The sequence below is a fragment of the Ornithinimicrobium flavum genome (assembly GCF_004526345.1).
GTDB lineage: Bacteria > Actinomycetota > Actinomycetes > Actinomycetales > Dermatophilaceae > Ornithinicoccus > Ornithinicoccus flavus.
On the sequence record NZ_CP038213.1, the window covers coordinates 2,350,709 to 2,370,752 of the forward strand.

Consider the following 20,044-nt stretch of genomic DNA (forward strand, 5'->3'; position numbering starts at 1 on the left):
GTCCTCCGGTGGACGATGATTGGTCGGACCATTACGCTGGTCCCAGCTGACGAGGAGGTCGAGCATGGCGACGGAACCCGAGGTGGGCTCGGAGGTGCGCGGGCTGGCACCCGAGGGTGAGGCCGAGAGCACGGCGCAGGGGGATCCGGCGGCCACCGACCCTGCGGGGCGGGACCGGGGCACCGCCCGGGACGTGCTGGAGGCGCTGCGCGGCAGCGTGCCGGACCACCTCCTGCTGACCGACCCGACCCAGCTGGCGACCTACGAGTGCGACGGGCTGGCCGCCTACCGCGTCACCCCCGCCCTGGTGGTGCTCGCCGACACGGCGGAGCACGTCACCGCCACCGTCCGGGCCTGTGCCGAGCACCGGGTCCCCTTCGTGGCCCGGGGGTCGGGCACCGGCCTGTCCGGCGGTGCGCTCCCCCACGCCGAGGGGGTGCTCGTCGTCACCAGCCGGCTGCGCACGCTGCACGAGGTGCGCCGCGCCGACCAGCGTGCCGTCGTCGACCCGGGCGTGATCAACCTGCAGGTGAGCAAGGCCGCCAACCCGCAGGGGTACTACTTCGCCCCCGACCCGAGCAGCCAGCAGATCTGCTCCATCGGCGGCAACGTGGCGGAGAACTCCGGCGGAGCGCACTGCCTCAAGTACGGCTTCACCTCCGGGCACGTCCTGGCCCTGGACCTGGTCACCCCGACCGGTGAGCAGGTGAGCATCGGCACGGAGGCGCCGGACGCCCCCGGCTACGACCTCGTCGGGGCCTTCGTGGGCTCGGAGGGCACGCTGGGGGTCGCGACCCGCGCCGTCGTGCGCCTCACCCGGCTCCCGGAGGAGGTCCGGACCGTGCTCGCCGGCTTCGCCAGCACCGATCAGGCGGGGGCGGCGACCTCGGCCATCATCGCCGCGGGGATCGTCCCGGCGGCGATCGAGATCATGGACGCGCTGGCGATCGAGGCCGCGGAGAAGGCGGTGTCCTGCGGCTACCCGGCGGGCGCCGGGGCCGTCCTGGTCGTGGAGCTGGACGGGGCCGCCGCGGAGGTCGGGCACGAGTACGCCGCCGTCGAGCAGATCTGCCGGCAGGAGGGGTGCTTCGAGTTCCGGATGGCCACCGACGCGGCCGAGCGGGCGGAGATCTGGAAGGGGCGCAAGTCCGCCTTCGCCGCCGTGGGCCGCATCTCCCCCGACTACATCGTCCAGGACGGGGTGGTCCCCCGGACCTCGCTGCCGGCGGTGCTCCGCCGGATGGGCGAGATCAGCGCCGAGAAGGGCTTGCGCGTCGCCAACGTCTTCCACGCCGGTGACGGCAACCTGCACCCGCTGGTCCTCTTCGACGCCTCCGAGGAGGGGGCGACCGAGCGCGCGGAGGAGGTCTCCGGCCTGATCCTCGACCTGTGCATCGAGCACGGGGGGTCGATCACCGGAGAGCACGGGGTGGGCTCGGACAAGGCTCGTTACATGCCGCGGATGTTCACCGACGACGACCTGGACACCATGCAGATGGTGCGGTGCGCCTTCGACCCCGACGGCATCGCCAACCCGGGCAAGATCTACCCCACCCCGCGGCTGTGCGGCGAGCGACCACGCATCCGGCAGGGCGCCCACCCGCTGACCGGCGACGGCGTGGAGGTCTTCTGATGACGCTCCTGCAGACCCTCTCCCCGCTCTGCGAGGTCGTCGAGGCCGGGCCGGGCGACGCCGTCGACGGGGTCGCGCCGGCCCTCGTGGCCCGCCCCCGCTCGACCGAGGAGACCTCGGCCCTGATGCGCGCCTGCCACGAGGCCGGAGCAGCCGTCGTCGTGCGCGGTCACGGCTCCAAGCTCCGCTGGGGCCGGCCCCCCGAGCGGCTGGACGTCGTCCTCGACACCACCGGCCTGGACGCGCTGGTCGAGCACTCCCGGGGTGACCTCATCGCCACGGCCGGAGCCGGTATGCCGCTCGCCCGGCTGCGGGAGCTCCTCGCCGAGGGCGGGCACCAGCTGGTCGTCGACGACCTCGCCGCCGACGCCGGCGGGTCGACCCTCGGCGGTGCCGTCGCCACCAACCTGGCGGGCCCACGACGGATGTGGACCGGTGCGATCCGCGACCTGGTCATCGGGGTCCGGCTGGTGCGCGCGGACGGCACCGTCGCCAAGGCCGGCGGCAAGGTCGTCAAGAACGTCGCCGGCTACGACCTGTCCAAGCTGGTCACCGGCTCCTTCGGCACGCTGGCGGTCATCACCGAGGTCACGGTGCGGCTGCACCCCCTCCCCGAGGCCGACCGGTGGGTCGGCACCTCGGTCGAGCCGGACCGGCTGGCGGCCGTGCTGGAGGAGGTCGTCCACACCCAGCAGGTGGCGCACGCCGTCGAGGCCCGGGTCCGCCCGGGGGTCTCGCCGGCGGTGGTCACCCTTCTCTCCGGCACCGAGGCCGGCGCCACGGCCCGGGCAGAGACGCTGCGCGCACGCCTGGCCGACCTCGGGTGCGAGGCCCAGGTCCACGACGTCGCCCCTCCCTGGTGGGGCGTCCTGCTGCACCCGGGTCAGCGGGGCGGCACCGAGCCGCCGGCCGGGTCCCGTCCGGTCCTGCTCAAGGTCACGGCGCGGCTGAGCGGCATACCCGAGCTCCTCGCCGAGGTGACGCGGCTGGAGGGCACGGCCAACGGCTCCGCCGGGGCCGGGGTCGTCTACGTCAGCCTCCCCCCGGACGAGCAGGCCGGCGGGAAGGTCGAGGCGCTGCGCCGGGCGGCGACGCGACTCGGCGGCTCGGCCGTCGTCCTGGACGCCCCGCCGGAGGTCAAGGACACGCTGGACACCTGGGGACCGGTGCCGGCGATCGACCTGATGCGTCGGGTCAAGACCGAGTTCGACCCCACCCGGGTGCTGGCGCCCGGCCGATTCGTCGGAGGACTGTGACGATGAGCGACACCCACAAGGTCGAGCTGGGCATGCCGGCCGTGCGCGGCGAGCGTGCCGACGTGCTGGCGGCACCGGCGTTCGACGCCCACCACCCGCCGAGCCCCGAGCTGCTCGACGACTGCGTGCACTGCGGCTTCTGCCTGACGACCTGTCCCACCTACAGCCTCTGGGGCGAGGAGATGGACTCCCCGCGCGGGCGGATCGACCTGATGCGGGCCGGCGTCGAGGGGGCGCCCCTGACGACCTCCATGGTCGAGCACTTCGACGCCTGCCTCGGCTGCATGGCGTGCGTGACCGCCTGCCCCTCGGGCGTGCAGTACGACCGGCTGCTGGAGCAGACCCGGGCCCAGGTCGAGCGACGCGTCGACCGGCCGGCCAAGGACCGCGCCCTGCGCACGCTCATCTTCTCCCTCTTCCCCTACCCCGCCCGGTTGCGGGCGCTGCGCGGCCCGCTGCGCCTGGCCCAACGGACCGGCATCCTCGGCCTGGTCGGCCGGACCGGGCTGGTGGGGCGGGTGAGCCCCGAGCTCGAGGTGATGCAGAACCTCGCGCCCCCGCTCGGACCCGCGTCTCCGTCCCCGAGCGCACCCCCGCGGTCGGGGCCCGACGGGCGGTGGTCGGGATGCTGACCGGCTGCGTGCAACGGGAGTTCTTCGGGGACGTGAACGCCGCCACGGCCCGCGTCCTGGCCGCCGAGGGGTGCGAGGTCATCGCCCCCGCCCGGCAGGGCTGCTGCGGCGCGCTGTCGGTGCACACCGGCCGGGAGGAGGAGGGGCAGGCGTTCGCGCGCCGGCTCATCGACACCTTCGAGGAGGCCGGCGTCGAGCGGGTCGTCGTCAACTCCGCCGGGTGCGGATCGACGATGAAGGAGTACGTCCACCTCCTCGCGGACGACCCGGAGTATGCCGACCGCGCCCGCCTCTTCTCCGAGCGCGTGGCCGACCTGTCGGAGATCCTCGTCGAGCTCGGCCCGGTCGCTCCCCGGCACCCGGTCACGACCGGGGAGCGGCAGGTCGTCGTCGCCTACCACGACGCCTGCCACCTGCGGCACGCCCAGAAGGTCGTCAGCCAGCCGCGGCAGCTGCTCGGTGCGATCCCGGGCGTGGAGCTGCGCGAGATCCCCGACGCGGAGATCTGCTGCGGGTCCGCCGGGGTCTACAACATCCTGCACCCGGAGCCGGCGACCGAGCTGGGCGACCGCAAGGCGGCCAACATCCTCGCCACCGGCGCCGAGCTGCTCGTCACGGCCAACCCCGGCTGCCTCATGCAGATCACGCAGGCGCTGGAGCGGGCCGGCCGGTCGGTCCCCTTCGTCCACACCGCCGTCGTCCTCGACGCGTCCATCTCGGGTCGGCCCCTGGTCTGAGGCCCGGGGCGGCCGGCGGGCTGCGCGCACCGCACGGGCCCCGCCCCACCTGACGGTGGGACGGGGCCCTGTGCGTTTCTCACCCCAGCGGTGCGGCGCAGCCGCCCGCCGGGCGTCAGCCGCGGGAGGAGGCACCCACGGGGGGCAGGCTCTTCTCCCGGTTGAGCATCCAGAGCACCACCCCCACGATCAGTGCGAGCACCACCACGGCATACACGATGCCGGTGAGGGTGAAGCCGTAGATCATGAGGTAGCCGACACCACCCGCCACCAGGCAGTAGTAGGCGGTGATGAGCGCCGTCTTGCGGATCAGGTCACCCTCACGTCCCAGCAGGCCGACCGTGGCCGACGCGGCGACGATGTTGTGGATCGCCACGGGGTTGCCACCCGCACCGCCGATTGCCTGGGTCGCCACGACCGTCTCCTGGGCCACGCCGATCTCGGTGCCGGTGGAGAACTGGAAGAGGGAGAAGGTGAGGTTGGAGACCGTGTTGGACCCGGCGACGAAGGCACCCAGCGCGCCGATCCAGGGGCTGAGGAGCGGCCAGTTCGCCCCGGCGACCGCCGCCGCGCCCTCGGCCAGGGTGACCGGCATGGACGCCAGGGTGGACTCCGTGAATTCCGGGCCGGAGCGGATGAGGATGCGCACGAGCGGCAGGGCGAAGAGCAGGGCCACCGCGGTGCCGAGGATCTGCTTGCCCGCGACCGTCCAGGTCCGCCGGATCTGATCGCCGTTCATCCGGTGCAGGGCGTAGGTGATGAGGACGGTGACGATGAAGACGGTGCCCGGGCTGTAGATCCACTGCCAGTTCGTCGAGATGCCGGTGCCGAGGATGTTCTCGACGGGGATCGTGACCCAGGGGGCGTCCGCCCGCAGCGCGTTCGTGAGGGGCTCGATCAGGCGGGTCGCCAGCAGCAGGACCGCGATGATGACGTAGGGGGCCCAGGCGGTCTTGATGCCCATCTTGCGCCGGGTGATGTCCTCCAGGTGGTCCGCGTCGACCGAGCCGATCCAGCGCTCCTCCCAGGAGGCGCGCGGACCGAACTCGAAGATCTCCTTGGGCATGAGGAAGCCCTTGCTGGAGGTGAACATCACCAGCGCCAGGCCGATCAGACCACCGATGAGGGAGGGGAACTCCGGGCCGGCGAGGAAGGCGACGGCGACGTAGGGCACCGTCATCGCCACCGAGGCGTAGATCGCGAAGGGCCAGATCTTCAGGCCCTCGGCGAAGCTCCTGCGCTCCCCGAAGAAGCCGGTGAGGAAGACCGAGATGAGCAGCGGGATGAGCAGCCCGGCGATCGCGTGGATGACCGAGACCTGGCTGGCGATCTGCGCGACGTACTCCATGTGGGTCAGGCCGAGCTCGGCCTCCCTGGCCTCGACACCGGGGTCCCCGGCCAGGCCGTTGCCGACGCCGACGATCATCGGCGTGCCCACCGCCCCGAAGGAGACCGGGGTCGACTGGATGATCAGGCCGACCATGACGGCGGCCATCGCCGGGAAGCCCAGCGCCAGCATGAGCGGGGCCACCACCGCGGCGGGGGTGCCGAAGCCGGAGGCGCCCTCGATGAAAGAGCCGAAGAGCCAGCCGATGATGATCGCCTGGACGCGCCGGTCGGGCGAGATCGAGTTGAACCCGGCCCGGATGGTGCTCATGGCACCGCTGGCGATGACGGTCGACAGGAGCAGCAGGGCGCCGAAGACGATGTAGAGCAGGGTAATCGCGACGACCAGCCCCTCGATCGTGGCGGCGGCGACCGCGGTCGGGTTCATCTTCCACACGCTCATCGCGATGATCACGGTGACGACGTACCCGACGGGCATGGCGTACTTGGCCGGCCAGCGGAAGCCTGCCAGGAGCACACCGACGACCACGATGGGCGCGATCGCAAGGAGGCTCAGCACTGCAAGGTTGTCCACGTTGACACCTTTCTGGGGCGGGTCGGCCCGGGAGGGATTGGCCTGACCATTCGACGGTTGCACTATGCCCGTCGGTCGGGGTCACGTCAAGAACCTCGCGCGGCCAGTCCGCGTCGGCCGGCCGCCCCGGGGGGCGCGCCCGACGGCGGCCGGCCCGGGGACACGACGAAGGCCGGGCACCTGGGGTGCCCGGCCTTCGGTCCGTGGAGCTGAGGGGATTCGAACCCCTGACCCCCTCCATGCCATGGAGGTGCGCTACCAACTGCGCTACAGCCCCGTGAGGACTGGATCACTTTACCCAGCCGATCGCGCATTTCCCAAATCGCAGGTCACGCGGCCCGGACGGCCGTTCTCAGCGGTCGGTCACGCTCCCGATCCCTGGCGTCACACCGACGTTCCAGCAGTCCAGGCGCCAGCCGGTGCGGTGCTCGACCAGCTCGGCCCAGTGGCAGTTGTGGAGGCCCACGAGGGACAGCCACGCCTGCCGGTAGGTGAGGCCCACGACCTCCGCGACCAGCGCCCGGCTGGCGAGCCCGTGGGTGGCGACGACGGCCGTCTCTCCCGCCCCGAGCTCGGTGAGGAGCTCCTCGAACGCCTCCCCCGTGCGCACCTGCAGGTCGGCGACCCGCTCCCCCGTCCCCCGCGGACGACGTCCTCCCCCCGGTCCAGCGCGGCGAGCACCTCCGGCTCCTCCCGCGCGATCTCGGCGTGGGTCCGGCCCTCCCACCGGCCCACATCGATCTCCCGCCACCGCGGGTCGGTCCGCACCGGCATCCCGGTGCGGCTCCCGAGCGCCGACGCGGTCGACGCGGCGCGGTCCAGGTCGCTGGCGACCAGCCGGCTCACCCCGCGTCCGGCGAGCACCTGCGCGGCGGCCTGCGCCTGCTGCCGACCCCGGTCCGACAGGGGGGTGTCCAGGTGCCCCTGGTAGATCCCGCCCGCGTTGTGCGCGGTCTCGCCGTGCCGCCAGACGATGACGCGCCGCATACCAGGTCGCCCCGCGTGCGGGGTCAGGCCTCCGCAGCCGGGCGGGACTCCGGCATGACGACCACCGGGCAGTCCTTCCACAACCGCTCGAGGCCGTAGAACTCCCGGTCCTCGCTGTGCAGCACGTGCACCACGATGTCGCCGAAGTCGAGCAGGACCCAGCGGCCCTCCTTCTGGCCCTCCCGGCGCAGCGGCTTGGCGCCGAGGCGCGACAGCCGCTCCTCGACGGCCTCCACGATGCTGTCCACCTGGCGCTCGGAGGGCGCCGAGGCGATGACGAAGACGTCGGTCAGCGCCAGCTGGTCCGACACGTCCAGGCCGAGGACCTCCTCGGCGAGCTTGTCCTGGGCCGCGGCCCCGGCCGCCTGGGCGAGCTCGGTCGCGCGTTGCGTGGCTGTCACTGATCAGTCCTCACGGTAGAGATGGTGCTTGGCGATGTACTGGACGACCCCGTCGGGCACGAGGTACCACACCGGCTCACCGTCGGAGGTCCGCTCCCGGCAGTCCGTGGAGCTGATCGCCATGGCCGGGACCTCCAGCAGCGTCACGCGGTCCTTGGGCAGGCCCTCCCCCGAGAGCTCGTGGCCCGGTCGGGTCACGCCGACGAAGTGAGCCAGCTCGAAGAGCTCGTCCACGCCCTTCCAGGACAGGATCTGGGCCAGGGCGTCGGCCCCCGTGATGAAGTAGAGCTCGTCGTCCGGGCGCTGCCGGTGCAGGTCGCGCAGGGTGTCCAGCGTGTAGGTCGGCCCGTCCCGCTCGATATCGACCCGGCTCACCTGGAACCGCGGGTTGGAGGCGGTCGCGATGACGGTCATGAGGTAGCGGTGCTCGGCCGGCGTGACGCGGCTGACGTCCTTGCGGTAGGGCTGTCCGGTCGGCACGAAGACGACCTCGTCCAGGCCCAGCAGGTGCGCCGCCTCGCTGGCGGCGACCAGGTGGCCGTGGTGGATGGGGTCGAAGGTCCCACCCATCACCCCCAGACGCATCAGTGGGCGCTGGAGCCTCGGGCGGTGTCCGGGCTGCTGTGCCCCTCGGCCACTCCGTGGGGGTCCAGCGCGAGGGTGTTGCGGAAGGCGTAGACCAGGCCCAGCAGCGCCAGGAAGATCACCATGGCGATGACACCGAAGATGACCGGGGGGAACGGCAGCTCGTTGACGACGGGGGGATGGCCGCTCTCGGCGGCCGTGAGCAGGCTCAGCGCAGACGTCATGCGGGTCACTCTACTGTGCCGGACCCCGCTCACCCACCGAGCACGCCGCCCGCTTCACCGGATCTGGCCGTCGCCCTCCACGATCCACTTGGTCGTCGTCAGCTCCGGCAGCGCCATCGGCCCGCGCGCGTGCAGCTTCTGGGTGGAGATTCCGATCTCGGCCCCGAATCCGAACTCGCCGCCGTCGGTGAACCGGGTGGAGGCGTTGACGAGCACCGCCGCCGCGTCCACCTCGGCGGTGAACCGGCGCGCGGCTGCCCGGTCCGAGGTCACGATGGCCTCCGTGTGGCCGCTGGTGTGCTCCTGGATGTGGGCGATCGCGGCGTCCAGGTCGGGCACGACCCGGGCCGAGAGGTCCAGGGACAGGAACTCGGTGTCGTCGTCCTCCTCGGTGATGGCGACGTGCGCGGCCCCGGCGGACTCGGCATACTCCTCCATCGCCCGGTCCCCGTGCACGGTGACGCCCGCCGAGGCCAGCTCGGCCATGATGGCGGGCAGCACCCGGCCGGCCGCGTCCTGGTGCACCAGCAGCGACTCGGCCGCGTTGCAGACCGACGTGCGGTGGGTCTTGGAGTTGGTGAGGATGCGCACGGCCATCTCGGTGTCCGCAGCGGCGTCCACGTAGACGTGGACGTTGCCGACGCCGGTCTCGATGACCGGGACGGTGGACTCGGTCACGACCGTCCGGATCAGGCTCGCCCCGCCGCGCGGGATGACCAGGTCCACGAGACCCCGGGCGGTCATGAGGGCGCGGCCGGCGTCGTGCCCTCCCTCGGTGAGCAGGTTGATCGCCTCGGGGTCCAGACCCTGCGCCGCCAGGGCGTCACGCATGACCTGTACGAGGGTGGTGTTGGTCGAGGCCGCGGCCGAGCCGCCGCGCAGGATGACGGCGTTGCCGCTCTTGAGAGCCAGCCCGGCGGCGTCCACGGTGACGTTGGGCCGGGCCTCGTAGATCATGCCTACGACGCCCATGGGCACCCTCACCTGCCGCAGCTGCAGGCCGTTGGCCAGGGTCGAGCCCCGCACCACCTCCCCGACCGGGTCGGGCAGGCCCGCCACCTGGCGCAGCGCCTCGGCCACCGCGTGCACGCGGTCCTCGTCCAGGCGCAACCGGTCCAGGAGGTTGGCCGGCAGGCCCCGCTCCCGGCCGCGCCGCTGGTCCTCGTCGTTCGCGGCGACGACCTCGGCCGTGGCGGCGTCGATCGCGTCGGCCAGCGCGTGCAGCGCCCCGTCCTTGCGGGACCGGGTGAGCAGGGCGAGCTCGCGGGCGGCGAGCCGCGCCCTGCGTGCGACGGCGTGGACGTGCTCGACGACCTCGGGGTCGATCGCGGTGGTGGTCATGGCGTTCCTCTCCTGGTGCCGGACGACGAGGGGTCGGACGGGTGGCGGGTATGTGGCGACGCGGGCCGGCCGGTCGCGCGGCCGGTCCGCGCGGGGGCGGTCACAGGACGACGAGGTCGTCGCGGCGGACGACCGGTCGGGACGCGGGGGCGCCGGTGCGCAGCCGGACGCCACGGTCCAGGCGGCGCCCGACCAGCGGACGCAGCTCCTCGGCGTCGTAGCCCACGAGCCCGCGGGCGACGACCGCCCCCTGCTGGTCGACCAGGTCGACCGTGTCCCCCATGGCGAAGCGGCCCTCGATGCGCAGCACCCCCACGGGGAGCAGGGAGGTCTGCCGCTGCACCACCGCCTCGACCGCACCGTCGTCGAGGACGACCCGGCCGGCGGCGTGGGTGGCGTGCGCCAGCCAGCGGCGGCGGGCCGAGCTCTTGTCGCCGACCGGCGTGAAGAGGGTGCCGACGTCCTCCCCGCCGAGGGCGGCCCCGGCCTGGTCGGCACTGGTCAGCAGCACCGGGATGCCCTCCAGCACGGCCATGTGCGCCGCGGCGACCTTCGTGGCCATCCCTCCCGTGCCGACCCCGGAGCCGGCCTTGGAGACGTCCACGCCGGCGACGTCGTCGGCACCGGCCACCAGCGGGATCCGCCGGCTCCCGGGGTCGCGCGGGTGCCCGGTGTAGAGGGCGTCCACGTCGGAGAGCAGGACCAGGGCGTCGGCGTCCACGAGGTGGGCGACGAGCGCCGCCAGCCGGTCGTTGTCACCGAAGCGGATCTCGTCGGTGGCGACCGTGTCGTTCTCGTTGACGATCGGCACCACCTCGAGCTCCATCAGCCGCTCGAGGGTCCGGGAGGCGTTGACGTAGTGGCTGCGCCGGTGCATGTCGTCGGCTGTGAGCAGCACCTGACCGACCTGCACCCCGTGCATCGCGAAGACCCGCGTGTAGGCGGTCATGAGCAGCCCCTGCCCGGCGCTGGCCGCGGCCTGCTGGGTCGCCAGGTCCTTGGGCCGCCGGCTCAGCCCCAGGGGGACCATCCCCGCGGCGATGGCCCCGGAGGACACCAGGACCACCTGGGTCCCGGCGAGCGCCTTGCGGGCCAGCAGGTTGGACAGGGCCTGGAGCCGGAAGCCGTCCAGACCGCCCCCGGGTCTGGTCAGCGACGAGGACCCCACCTTGACGACGATCCGCCGGGCCTCCCTGATGAGGCGACGGTCGGGGATCTCAGCCATGGCTGAATACTATTCCAGGTTGCTGCATACTCATGCATCCCCCTTGGGCCGGTCGGCCTACTCCTCGGGGTCGGACCACTTCCCGGCCCGCCGCTCCGCGGCCATCTCCTGGCGGGCAGCCTCGGCCGCGTCCATCTTGCTGTGGAAGGCCTCCCGCTTCTCGGCGCGGGTCGGGCGGTTGCGCTCGTCGAGCCGCAGGTCCGTGCCACGCCGGCCCAGGACCTCGCCGGCCCCGGCCATCGTCGGCTCCCAGTCGAAGACCACCGCGTCGTCGGCAGGTCCGATGAGCACGGTCGAGCCCGCCACGGCCCCAGCCCTGAGCAGCTCGTCCTCCACGCCCAGCCGCCCGAGCCGGTCCGCCAGGTAGCCGACGGCCTCGTCGTTGCTGAAGTCGGTCTGACGCACCCACCGGGTCGGCCGCTCCCCCACCACGCGGAAGACCTCGCCGTCGTTGGTCATCTCCCGCACGACGGAGAAGCCCTGGTCGTCCATCGCCCTGGGCCGCACGACGACCCGGCTCGGCGCCACGACGACCTGCTCCTCCCGGGCCCGCCTGACGTGCCCCGCGAGGGCGTAGGTCAGATCCTTGAGCCCGTGGTGCGCCACGGCGGAGACGATGTGGACCTCGTAGCCCTGCTCCTCGAGGTCGGGGCGCACCATCTCGGCGAGCTCCCGCGCCTCCGGCACGTCGGCCTTGTTGAGCACGACCACCCGGACCCGCTCGGCGAGGGGGATGCCCCCCAGCTGGCCGTGGGGCACGTAGGCGGCCAGCTCGGCCTCGATGACCTCCAGGTCGGTGAGGGGGTCACGCCCGGGCTCGAGGGTGGCGCAGTCGATGACGTGGACGAGCACGTGGCAGCGCTCGACGTGCCGGAGGAACTGCAGCCCCAGCCCCTTGCCCTCCGACGCGCCGGGGATGAGCCCGGGCACGTCGGCGATGGTGAAGCGCTCCCCGCCGGCCGTCACCACGCCCAGGTTGGGGACCAGGGTGGTGAAGGGGTAGTCCGCGATCTTGGGCCTGGCCGCGGACAGGACGCTCACCAGCGAGGACTTGCCGGCGGAGGGGAAGCCGATGAGGGCCACGTCGGCGAGCGTCTTGAGCTCGAGGACGACCTCGCTCTCCTCCCCCGGCTCGCCCAGCAGGGCGAAGCCGGGTGCCTTGCGGCGGGGGGAGGCCAGGGCCTTGTTGCCCAGCCCACCGCGGCCGCCGCGGGCGGCGACATACTCGGCGCCCTCGCCCACGAGGTCCGCCAGGACCTCCCCGGAGCGGGTCGTGACGACGGTGCCGCTGGGCACCGGCAGGATCAGGTCCTCCCCCTGCGCGCCGTTGCGCTCCGACCCCTCACCGGGCTTGCCGTTGGGAGCGCTGCGGTGCGGACCGTGGTGGTAGTCGATGAGCGTGGTGACCTGCGGGTCGACGCGCAGCACGATGTCCCCGCCCCGGCCGCCGTTGCCCCCGTCCGGACCGCCGAGCGGCTTGAACTTCTCGCTGTGGACCGAGGCGACGCCATGGCCGCCGTTCCCCGCGCGCAGGTGCAGCACGACGCGGTCGACGAAGTTGGCCATGGACAGATCCTCTCAGGAGATCCGGTCGCCGGCAGCGGCCGACCGGTCGGGAACGCAGACGACGTCGGTGGGGCAGCTGCCCCACCGACGTCGCGGATGCTGTGCGGTGTCGCGCCTCAGGCGTCGACGGTCGCGGCCTCTGCGGCCACGATGTTCACGGTCTTGCGGCCACGCTTGGAGCCGAACTCCACCACGCCCGGGACGAGCGCGAACAGCGTGTCGTCACCGCCGCGGCCCACACCCTCACCGGGGTGGAAGTGGGTGCCGCGCTGACGGACGAGGATCTCGCCGGTGCCGACGACCTGGCCGCCGTAGCGCTTCACGCCGAGGCGCTGGGCGTTCGAGTCACGACCGTTCTTGGTCGAGGACGCACCCTTCTTGGTTGCCATCTGTCCTGCCTCCTGGGTATGCGGTGCGCCGGCGCCTCAGGCGTCGATCGCGGTGATCTTGACCTGGGTCAGCGGCTGGCGGTGGCCCTGCCGCTTCTTGTAACCGGTCTTGTTCTTGAACTTCTGGATGACGATCTTGGGGCCCTTGGCGGCGCCGACGACCTCGGCGGTCACCGTGACCTTGCCGAGCGCGTCGGCGTCGGAGGTGACGGTGGACCCGTCGACCAGCAGCAGGGGGGCGAGCTCGACGGTGTCGCCGGCCTGCGCCTCGACCTTGTCGATGGTCAGCATGTCACCGACGGAGACCTTCTCCTGACGGCCGCCGGCACGGACGATCGCGTACACGTTGAACTCACTTCCTGCTCAGTCTGGGTGGGGTACGTAGCTCCCGGGGCGGTCCGGGTCGAGCCGTCGCGCGGTGTCGACGTCTGCGAGACCGGTCCCGGAGGACCCGGGGCGAACCGACGCACCAGACTACCGTGCGCATCGCCCCGGGACCAAACTCAGCCGCCGGTGGTGCCGGGAGCTGAGGACGCGTCGTCCTCGGTGGCTCCCGTCGGGGGGCCGGCCGGTGCCACCACGCGTCCGCGACGGCGTCGCTTGGGCGCAGGGGCGGGCTCGGGCTGGGGCTCGGGGGCCGGCTCGGGCTCGGGCTGGGGGGCCTGCTCGGCCGCCTCGGGCCGGAAGGCCTGCTCGGCCGCCTCGGGCCGGGGGGCCGGCTCGGGCTGGGCAGCTGCCTCGGGCGCCGCAGGCTCGGAAGACCGCTCCTGCCTGTCGCCCTCCACGCTCGTCCCCATACCGTCGAGGGTGGCCCGGGCGACGTCGTCGGCGACCTCCGAGGAGCCACCCACCTGCATCGCGGCGGCGTGGGCCGCGGCAGCGATCTGCGCCGGGGTGGGGCCGTTGGGGTTGGGGGGGCAGGACGTTCTTGCCCTCCATCGAGGTCGTGCCGGTGCTGGCGGCCCGACCCTTCCCACGCCCGCGGCGGGAGCTGCCCGAGGAGCTCGCGGCCGAGCCGTTGCCGGACCCGTTCGATCTGTCCTCCCCACCGCCGCGCCCGACGGGCTCGGTCTGCACGACGACGCGCGCGGCCCGCGCAGTGGGCGCAGGTCTCGGAGAAGACCTCGATGAGACCGGAGCCCACGCGCTTGCGCGTCATCTGCACCAGCCCCAGCGAGGTCACCTCGGCGACCTGGTGCTTGGTGCGGTCCCGGCCCAGGCACTCCAGGAGCCGTCGCACCACCAGGTCCCGGTTGGCCTCCAGGACCATGTCGATGAAGTCGATGACGATGATGCCGCCGATGTCGCGCAGCCGCAGCTGCCGGACGATCTCCTCGGCGGCCTCGATGTTGTTCTTGGTGACCGTCTCCTCCAGGTTGCCCCCGGAGCCGGTGAACTTCCCGGTGTTGACGTCGACGACGGTCATCGCCTCGGTGCGGTCGATGACCAGGGAGCCGCCGGAGGGCAGCCACACCTTGCGGTCCATGGCCTTGGCGATGGCCTCGTGCACCCGGTAGGTGGTGAAGACGTCGGCGCTGCCGGTGTACTTCTCGACGCGGTCCGCCAGGTCCGGTGCCACACCGTCGATGTAGTGCTTGACCTCGTCCCAGGCCTGCTCGCCGGACACCACGAGCTTGCTGAAGTCCTCGTTGAAGACGTCCCGGATGACCCGGACCGTCATGTCGGGCTCCCCGTGCAGCAGGGCGGGGGCGTTGGCGCTGTTGCTGCGGGCCTGGATGCGCTCCCAGGCAGCCGTGAGCCGCTCCACGTCGGCCCGCAGCTCGGCCTCGGAGGCACCCTCGGCCGCGGTGCGGACGATCACGCCCGCGTCGTCCGGCACGACCTCCTTGAGGATCTTCTTCAGCCGCGCCCGCTCGTTCTCCGGCAGCTTGCGGGAGATGCCGGTCATCGAGTTGCCCGGGACGTAGACCAGGAAGCGACCCGGCAGGGAGACCTGCGAGGTGAGCCGGGCGCCCTTGTGACCGATCGGGTCCTTGGTGACCTGCACCAGCACGGACTCGCCGGACTTCAGGGCGTTCTCGATGCGCCTGGGCTCGCCCCCCGACATCCCGGCGGCGTCCCAGTTGACCTCACCGGCGTACAGGACGGCGTTGCGCCCCTTGCCGATGTCGACGAAGGCTGCCTCCATGGAGGGCAGGACGTTCTGCACCCGGCCGAGGTAGACGTTGCCGGCCATCGTGCTCTGGGCGGACCGGGACACGTAGTGCTCGACGGGGACGCCGTCCTCCAGCACCGCGATCTGGGTGCGGTCCTCCAGGCCCCGGACGACCATCACCCGGTCGACGCTCTCCCGCCGGGCGAGGAACTCGGCCTCGGTGATGACGGTGCGCCTGCGACCGGCCTCCCGGCCCTCCCGGCGGCGCTGGCGCTTGGCCTCCAGGCGGGTGGACCCCTTGACCGAGGTCACCTCGTCCTGGGCGGTGCGCTCCGTCTGCCCGCTGCGGCTGCGGCGGCGGCGGCGCCGCGTGCCGCTGCCGGCCTCGTCCGCGTCCTCGCCCGACCCCTCCGGTCCCTCGCCGTCCGGCGCGCCGTCGGCGTCGCCGGGCGACGGGCGGCCCCCTCCCGAGGCCGACCCTCGGCCACGGCTGCGCGTCCGGCGGGAGCCCCCGGAGGATCCGGGTCCGCCCGCGTCCTTGTCCTCGTCCTGAGCTGCGGCCCCGTCGCCCCCGTCCGCCGCGTCGCCCGTGTCGCCCTGCCCCGTGCCGTCCTCGCCCCCGCCGCGCGTGCGGCGGCCCTTGCCCCCGCGGCGGCGGCGGCTCCGGCCGCGGCCGGAGCCCTGGTCGTCGTCGAGATCGTCCCCGTCGCGGTCGTCCCGCTCCCGGTCGCTGTCGTCCTGGTCCCGGTCGTCCCGGTCGCGGTCCTCGACCCCCGTCGGGTCCTGCGGCCCGCTCCCCCCGTGCGCCGGCGCGGAGGGGGAGGTGACCGCAGCGGTCGCGCGGCGCGAACGTCGACGGGGCAGGTCGCTGAGGTCCGGGGCCTGGAACACCAGACCGAAGGAGGGCATGACCGGCGGCGGCGCCACGGCACCGGACCCCACGTCCCCGGGCTCGTCCTCGCCGTCCTCGCCGTCCTCGCCGTCCTCGCCGTCCTCGCCGTCCTCGCCGTCCTCGCCGTCCTCGCCGTCCTCGTCCTCGTCGTCGTGGTCGTCCTCGTCGTCAACATCCTCGTCGGCGGGACCGGCAGCGGCCCGGGCCGGGACACCCCCGAGGTCGTCGGCACCGTCCGTGGACGCACCCGGCACTCCCCCGCCGGAGGTGAAGAGCGCCTGGGCGGCCGCAGCCAGCTCGGCGGCGCGGGCCGCGCGGTCGTCGGCCGAGCCCGTGGACGCTGCGCCCTGGGTGTCTTCCTCGCCGGTCGTGCTCTGCTCTGTGGTGATCTCGTCAGACACGGTGTGCCCTCCAGGTCACGCCGGGTAGCCCACACCGGGGGCTTGCGCCCGCTGCCCGCGTGCCGCGGGTGGGTCGTCGCGACCGGTTGGCCGGGACGGAAGTCGTCCAGTTCACCGTTCGGTTCGCGCAGGCGCGGCACCGTCGGGTGCGGTGGGAGTCGGCTCGACGCTCCATCTGACTCGAGGGCGACGCGCGTGCCGGCCGGCGGCCGCACTGCGTGGGGACTCGCACCGGGTCGCTCAGCACGGTGTGGCGCACTGCTCGACCACGACGGAGTATCTCACACCGGCCTCGCCCGGGACGTATCCCGACGCGGCGGACGTCGGTCGCCGCGTGGCGGCAGGGGTGACCGGCGTGTCACCCGCCCAGTGACGCGGCGACGTCCTGCCCGTGCACCGGCCCCTGACGCAACCGGGTGCTGACGGGGCGGGGCAGCTCCACGGCGGCCACCTGCCGCAGGGCACCCCAGATCTCCTCCGGCCGCACCGTGGGGGTGGTGTGTCGGACGCTGGCCAGGAGGACCACGTCCCCCTCCTCGACCGGGACGCTGCGCAGCTCCGGCGGACCGTCGACCTCCCGGTGCCCGACGACCGCGAGGTCCAGGACGGCCGCCCGGACGTCCAGGTCGCGCGGGCCCTTCTTCATCATGCGGGTGACGTGGAGCTCCCCCCGGTCCAGGAACGCGGCGACGGCGGACCGCATACCGGCCGCGTCGATCCCTGCCTCCTGGGCACGGAACCGCAGGGCCCACAGGCTGCCCTCGAGCCGGTCGGCGAGCGCCCCCGGGAGGTCGGCGGCGTCGGCGACCTCGAGGACGTCCAGCCCGTCCGGCAGGGCGGCGTCCAGCAGGGGCACCACGGAGGCGGGGTCGAGGGCCCGGGTCAGGGAGATCTCGACGTACTCCGCCTCCGACGCGGCCCCCGTCGGCGCGGCGTTGGCGTAGGAGATCTTGGGGTGCGGGTGGAAACCACCCGAGTAGGCCATCGGCAACCCGGCCCTGCGCACGGCCCGCTCCAGGGCGCGCTGGAAGTCCCGGGTGGAGGTGAAACGCATCCGCCCGCGCTTGGCGTAGCGGACCCGCAGCTTCTGCACGGCGGGATCGGGGTCAGGGCCCTCGGGGACGCGTCGGGAACCGGCCATGGCTGCAGAGGGTACCGGCGCGCTCCGCGGCGGGCGTGGTCGAGAACACACCGGGGACCTCGACGTCACGTCAGGCGGGACGGGTACGGTGGACCGCAACGCTCGACGCCGAGCCCCACCGGGCCGGTCCTGCCTGCGCCCGGGCCCCCGTCGCCTACGTCCCGAGGGAGCGCCAGTGCGCGTCTACAACTTCTCCGCCGGCCCCGCCACCATGCCGCTCGAGGTGCTCGAGCGAGCGCGGGAGGAGATGACCGACTGGCGCGGGTCGGGGATGTCGGTGATGGAGATGTCGCACCGCAGCCCGGAGTTCGTGGGGATCGCCGCCGAGGCCGAGGCCCGGATGCGTTCCCTGCTGGGGGTGCCGGACGACTACGCGGTCCTCTTCCTGCAGGGCGGGGCCACCGGTCAGTTCGCGGCCGTCCCCCTCAACCTCACCGCCGAGGGTGCCGGCGCGGCCTACCTCAACACCGGCGCCTGGTCGAAGAAGGCGATCGGCGAGGCCCGGAAGTACCTCGACGTGCAGGTGCTGGCGGACGAGAAGGAGTCCAACTACTCCACCGTGCCGTCGCAGGACAGACTCCAGGTGCCGCCGGGCGCGGCCTACCTGCACTACACCCTGAACGAGACGATCGGCGGCGTGGAGTTCCCCTACGTCCCGGACGCGGGAGGGGTCCCGCTCGTCACCGACGCCAGCTCGACGATCCTGTCGAGGCCGCTCGACGTCTCGCGGTTCGGCGTCGTCTACGCCGGCGCCCAGAAGAACCTCGGCCCCTCCGGCCTGGTCGTGTCCATCGTCCGCAGGGACCTCCTGGGTCGGGCCCGGCCGCAGACCCCCGGGGTGCTGGACTGGACCGCCATGGCGGAGGCCGACTCCATGCTCAACACCCCGCCCACGCTCGCGTGGTACCTCCTCGGGCTCGTCCTGGAGTGGGTCGAGGACCAGGGTGGCCTGACCGCGATGGCCGAGCGCAACCGCGCCAAGGCCGACCTGCTCTACGGAACGATCGACGCCTCGGGCTTCTACTCCAACCCGGTGGCCCCGGAGGCACGGTCCTGGATGAACGTGCCGTTCCTCGTGCCCGACCCCGACCTGGAGAAGCCGTTCGTGGCGGCGGCCGCCGAGGCCGGGCTCTCCGGTCTGGCCGGCCACCGCAGCGTCGGCGGGATGCGGGCCTCCATCTACAACGCCATGCCTGTCGAGGGCGTCCAGGCCCTCGTGGACTTCATGACCGACTTCGAGCAGACGAACGGCTGACCCTCATGAGCAACGGCACCTTCCCGATCCGGACCCTCAACGCGATCTCGCCGGTCGGCCTGCAGCGCCTCGACCGCGACGTCTTCGACCTCGGCACCGACATCGCCGAGCCGCGCGGGATCCTCGTCCGCTCCGCGGACCTGCACTCGATGGAGATCCCGGACAGCCTCTACGCGGTGGCCCGCGCCGGGGCCGGGACCAACAACATCCCGGTGGACGCGCTGGCCGCCCGGGGGATCGTCGTGTTCAACACCCCCGGGGCGAACGCCAACGCCGTCAAGGAGCTGGTCGTGGCCGGCATGCTGCTGGCGGCCCGGAACCTCTACCACGCGGCCGACTACACCCGGGACCTCGTCGCCGAGCAGGGTCTGTCCGGCAAGGAGCTGGACGCGCAGGTGGAGGCGGGCAAGAAGCAGTTCGCGGGCTTCGAGCTGCCCGGCAAGACCCTCGGCGTGATCGGCCTGGGTGCGATCGGGGTGCTCGTGGCCAACCAGGCCCAGGCCCTCGGGCTGCGGGTGCTCGGCTACGACCCCGCGATCACGGTCGAGCGGGCCTGGCAGCTCTCCCCCAACGTGGAGCAGGTCGAGTCCGTCGAGGAGCTGTTCTCCCGCTCCGACATGATCACCCTGCACGTCCCCCTGGTCGAGGGCACCACCGGCCTGGTGAGCGCCGAGCGGATCGCCATGATGCCCCGGGGCGCGGTCGTCCTCAACTTCGCCCGCGGCGGTGTCGTGGACGAGGCGGCGGTCATCGCGGCCCTGGACTCCGGGCACCTGCACTCCTACGTCAACGACTTCCCCACCGAGGCCGGGGCCGTCCACCCCCGGGTCATCACTCTGCCCCACCTGGGTGCCTCGACCGGCGAGGCGGAGGACAACTGCGCGGTGATGGCCGTGGACCAGCTGCAGGACTTCCTCCTGCACGGCAACATCCGCAACTCGGTGAACTACCCGACCGTCGTCATGGCGCGCACGCCCGGGACGACCCGGCTGGCCATCTTCAACCAGAACAAGCCGACCATGATCAGCCAGATCACCTCGGCCCTGGGTGAGGCCGGGCTCAACGTCGCCGAGTTCACCAACAAGGCCCGCGGCGACGTCGCGTACACCCTGGTCGACGTCGAGGGCGAGGTCAGGGACGAGCTGAAGGAGAAGATCCTGGCGATCGACGGCGTCATCCGGGCCCGCAAGATCTGAGGTCACTCCAGATCCCTCTCCACCGGCCGCGCGGTCTGGTTGCCCTCCCGGCGACCGGCCGCGCGGTCTGGTTGCCCTCAGTCGCACCAGCCGCGTGGTGTGGTTGATGCCCGGCCCGACGGGTGAGATCCAACCACCCGGGCCTG

17 protein-coding genes, 1 tRNA gene and 1 pseudogene are annotated in these 20,044 nt (G+C 73.0%); 6 read left to right on the forward strand and 13 right to left on the reverse strand.

The features are described from left to right. The first annotated feature begins 64 nt into the window (after nt 1-64). From E3Z34_RS11015 to E3Z34_RS18980, 4 genes are read left to right on the forward strand one after another with little or no spacing between them, the layout of a single operon-like run. Nucleotides 65-1,633 carry an FAD-linked oxidase C-terminal domain-containing protein gene (locus E3Z34_RS11015; protein WP_134773632.1) on the forward strand — a complete coding sequence of 523 codons (1,569 nt, stop codon included), beginning with the start codon at nt 65-67 and terminating at the stop codon, nt 1,631-1,633. Beyond that, a complete protein-coding gene (locus E3Z34_RS11020) occupies nt 1,633-2,889 on the forward strand; it encodes an FAD-binding oxidoreductase (protein WP_134773633.1) in 1,257 nt (418 codons plus the stop codon). Before E3Z34_RS11015 ends, E3Z34_RS11020 begins: the two co-directional genes overlap by 1 nt. A 2-nt stretch (nt 2,890-2,891) precedes the next feature. Then, nucleotides 2,892-3,521 (forward strand): 4Fe-4S dicluster domain-containing protein, encoded by a 630-nt coding sequence (locus E3Z34_RS18975; RefSeq protein WP_238695121.1) that lies wholly within the window; start codon nt 2,892-2,894, stop codon nt 3,519-3,521. Beyond that, the gene (locus E3Z34_RS18980) at nt 3,515-4,258 is read left to right on the forward strand and encodes a (Fe-S)-binding protein (RefSeq protein WP_238695122.1); all 744 of its coding nucleotides are present in this window, start codon (nt 3,515-3,517) and stop codon (nt 4,256-4,258) included. The genes E3Z34_RS18975 and E3Z34_RS18980 overlap by 7 nt, the downstream gene beginning before the upstream one ends. Nucleotides 4,259-4,373: 115 nt before the next feature. Here E3Z34_RS18980 and E3Z34_RS11030 read toward each other — a convergent pair whose 3' ends face one another. From E3Z34_RS11030 to E3Z34_RS11095, 13 genes and pseudogenes are all read right to left on the reverse strand, one after another. Beyond that, nucleotides 4,374-6,179 (reverse strand): L-lactate permease, encoded by a 1,806-nt coding sequence (locus E3Z34_RS11030; protein WP_134773634.1) that lies wholly within the window; start codon nt 6,177-6,179, stop codon nt 4,374-4,376. A gap of 204 nt (nt 6,180-6,383) precedes the next feature. Beyond that, a tRNA-Ala gene (locus tag E3Z34_RS11035) sits at nt 6,384-6,456 on the reverse strand. A gap of 75 nt (nt 6,457-6,531) precedes the next feature. Further along, a pseudogene (locus E3Z34_RS20290) lies at nt 6,532-7,166 on the reverse strand (histidine phosphatase family protein). 23 nt (nt 7,167-7,189) lie between these two features. Beyond that, nucleotides 7,190-7,567, reverse strand: coding sequence for a ribosome silencing factor (gene rsfS, locus E3Z34_RS11045; protein ID WP_134773635.1), 378 nt, complete (start codon nt 7,565-7,567; stop codon nt 7,190-7,192). A gap of 3 nt (nt 7,568-7,570) precedes the next feature. Next, entirely contained in the window at nt 7,571-8,152 is a 582-nt protein-coding gene (nadD, locus tag E3Z34_RS11050; protein ID WP_134773636.1) for a nicotinate-nucleotide adenylyltransferase, read from the reverse strand. After that, on the reverse strand, nt 8,152-8,376 hold the full coding sequence (locus tag E3Z34_RS11055) for a hypothetical protein (protein ID WP_134773637.1): 225 nt from the start codon (nt 8,374-8,376) through the stop codon (nt 8,152-8,154). The genes nadD and E3Z34_RS11055 overlap by 1 nt, the downstream gene beginning before the upstream one ends. Nucleotides 8,377-8,430: 54 nt before the next feature. Next, nucleotides 8,431-9,717: a glutamate-5-semialdehyde dehydrogenase gene (locus E3Z34_RS11060; RefSeq protein WP_134773638.1), complete on the reverse strand. Its 1,287-nt coding sequence runs from the start codon at nt 9,715-9,717 to the stop codon at nt 8,431-8,433. A 100-nt stretch (nt 9,718-9,817) separates the two neighbouring features. Then, nucleotides 9,818-10,942: a glutamate 5-kinase gene (gene proB, locus E3Z34_RS11065; protein WP_134773639.1), complete on the reverse strand. Its 1,125-nt coding sequence runs from the start codon at nt 10,940-10,942 to the stop codon at nt 9,818-9,820. A 57-nt stretch (nt 10,943-10,999) separates the two neighbouring features. Next, nucleotides 11,000-12,508: a GTPase ObgE gene (obgE, locus tag E3Z34_RS11070; protein WP_134773640.1), complete on the reverse strand. Its 1,509-nt coding sequence runs from the start codon at nt 12,506-12,508 to the stop codon at nt 11,000-11,002. Nucleotides 12,509-12,624: 116 nt separating this feature from the next. Continuing rightward, nucleotides 12,625-12,897: a 50S ribosomal protein L27 gene (gene rpmA, locus E3Z34_RS11075; protein ID WP_134773641.1), complete on the reverse strand. Its 273-nt coding sequence runs from the start codon at nt 12,895-12,897 to the stop codon at nt 12,625-12,627. 36 nt (nt 12,898-12,933) lie between these two features. Next, nucleotides 12,934-13,242 (reverse strand): 50S ribosomal protein L21, encoded by a 309-nt coding sequence (gene rplU, locus E3Z34_RS11080; RefSeq protein ID WP_134773642.1) that lies wholly within the window; start codon nt 13,240-13,242, stop codon nt 12,934-12,936. Between the two features lie 7 nt (nt 13,243-13,249). Then, nucleotides 13,250-16,306: an Rne/Rng family ribonuclease gene (locus tag E3Z34_RS17850; protein ID WP_238695124.1), complete on the reverse strand. Its 3,057-nt coding sequence runs from the start codon at nt 16,304-16,306 to the stop codon at nt 13,250-13,252. 358 nt (nt 16,307-16,664) lie between these two features. Then, entirely contained in the window at nt 16,665-17,447 is a 783-nt protein-coding gene (locus E3Z34_RS11095; protein WP_134773643.1) for a TIGR03936 family radical SAM-associated protein, read from the reverse strand. Nucleotides 17,448-17,622: 175 nt separating this feature from the next. Between E3Z34_RS11095 and serC the strand changes: the two genes are divergently transcribed. Then, nucleotides 17,623-18,702 carry a 3-phosphoserine/phosphohydroxythreonine transaminase gene (gene serC, locus E3Z34_RS11100; protein WP_134773644.1) on the forward strand — a complete coding sequence of 360 codons (1,080 nt, stop codon included), beginning with the start codon at nt 17,623-17,625 and terminating at the stop codon, nt 18,700-18,702. A 5-nt stretch (nt 18,703-18,707) separates the two neighbouring features. Then, nucleotides 18,708-19,898, forward strand: coding sequence for a phosphoglycerate dehydrogenase (locus E3Z34_RS11105; RefSeq protein WP_134773645.1), 1,191 nt, complete (start codon nt 18,708-18,710; stop codon nt 19,896-19,898). Nucleotides 19,899-20,044 lie beyond the last annotated feature (146 nt).

What these genes read in the sequence shown, in the direction of transcription:
- E3Z34_RS11015 (WP_134773632.1), top strand. Translation starts at nt 65, where the DNA reads ATGGCGACGGAACCCGAGGTGGGCTCGGAGGTGCGCGGGCTGGCACCC.
- E3Z34_RS11020 (WP_134773633.1), top strand. Translation starts at nt 1,633, where the DNA reads ATGACGCTCCTGCAGACCCTCTCCCCGCTCTGCGAGGTCGTCGAGGCC.
- E3Z34_RS18975 (WP_238695121.1), top strand. Translation starts at nt 2,892, where the DNA reads ATGAGCGACACCCACAAGGTCGAGCTGGGCATGCCGGCCGTGCGCGGC.
- E3Z34_RS18980 (WP_238695122.1), top strand. Translation starts at nt 3,515, where the DNA reads ATGCTGACCGGCTGCGTGCAACGGGAGTTCTTCGGGGACGTGAACGCC.
- nadD (WP_134773636.1), bottom strand. Translation starts at nt 8,152, where the DNA reads ATGCGTCTGGGGGTGATGGGTGGGACCTTCGACCCCATCCACCACGGC.
- E3Z34_RS11055 (WP_134773637.1), bottom strand. Translation starts at nt 8,376, where the DNA reads ATGACGTCTGCGCTGAGCCTGCTCACGGCCGCCGAGAGCGGCCATCCC.
- E3Z34_RS11060 (WP_134773638.1), bottom strand. Translation starts at nt 9,717, where the DNA reads ATGACCACCACCGCGATCGACCCCGAGGTCGTCGAGCACGTCCACGCC.
- proB (WP_134773639.1), bottom strand. Translation starts at nt 10,942, where the DNA reads ATGGCTGAGATCCCCGACCGTCGCCTCATCAGGGAGGCCCGGCGGATC.
- obgE (WP_134773640.1), bottom strand. Translation starts at nt 12,508, where the DNA reads ATGGCCAACTTCGTCGACCGCGTCGTGCTGCACCTGCGCGCGGGGAAC.
- rpmA (WP_134773641.1), bottom strand. Translation starts at nt 12,897, where the DNA reads ATGGCAACCAAGAAGGGTGCGTCCTCGACCAAGAACGGTCGTGACTCG.
- E3Z34_RS11095 (WP_134773643.1), bottom strand. Translation starts at nt 17,447, where the DNA reads ATGGCCGGTTCCCGACGCGTCCCCGAGGGCCCTGACCCCGATCCCGCC.
- E3Z34_RS11105 (WP_134773645.1), top strand. Translation starts at nt 18,708, where the DNA reads ATGAGCAACGGCACCTTCCCGATCCGGACCCTCAACGCGATCTCGCCG.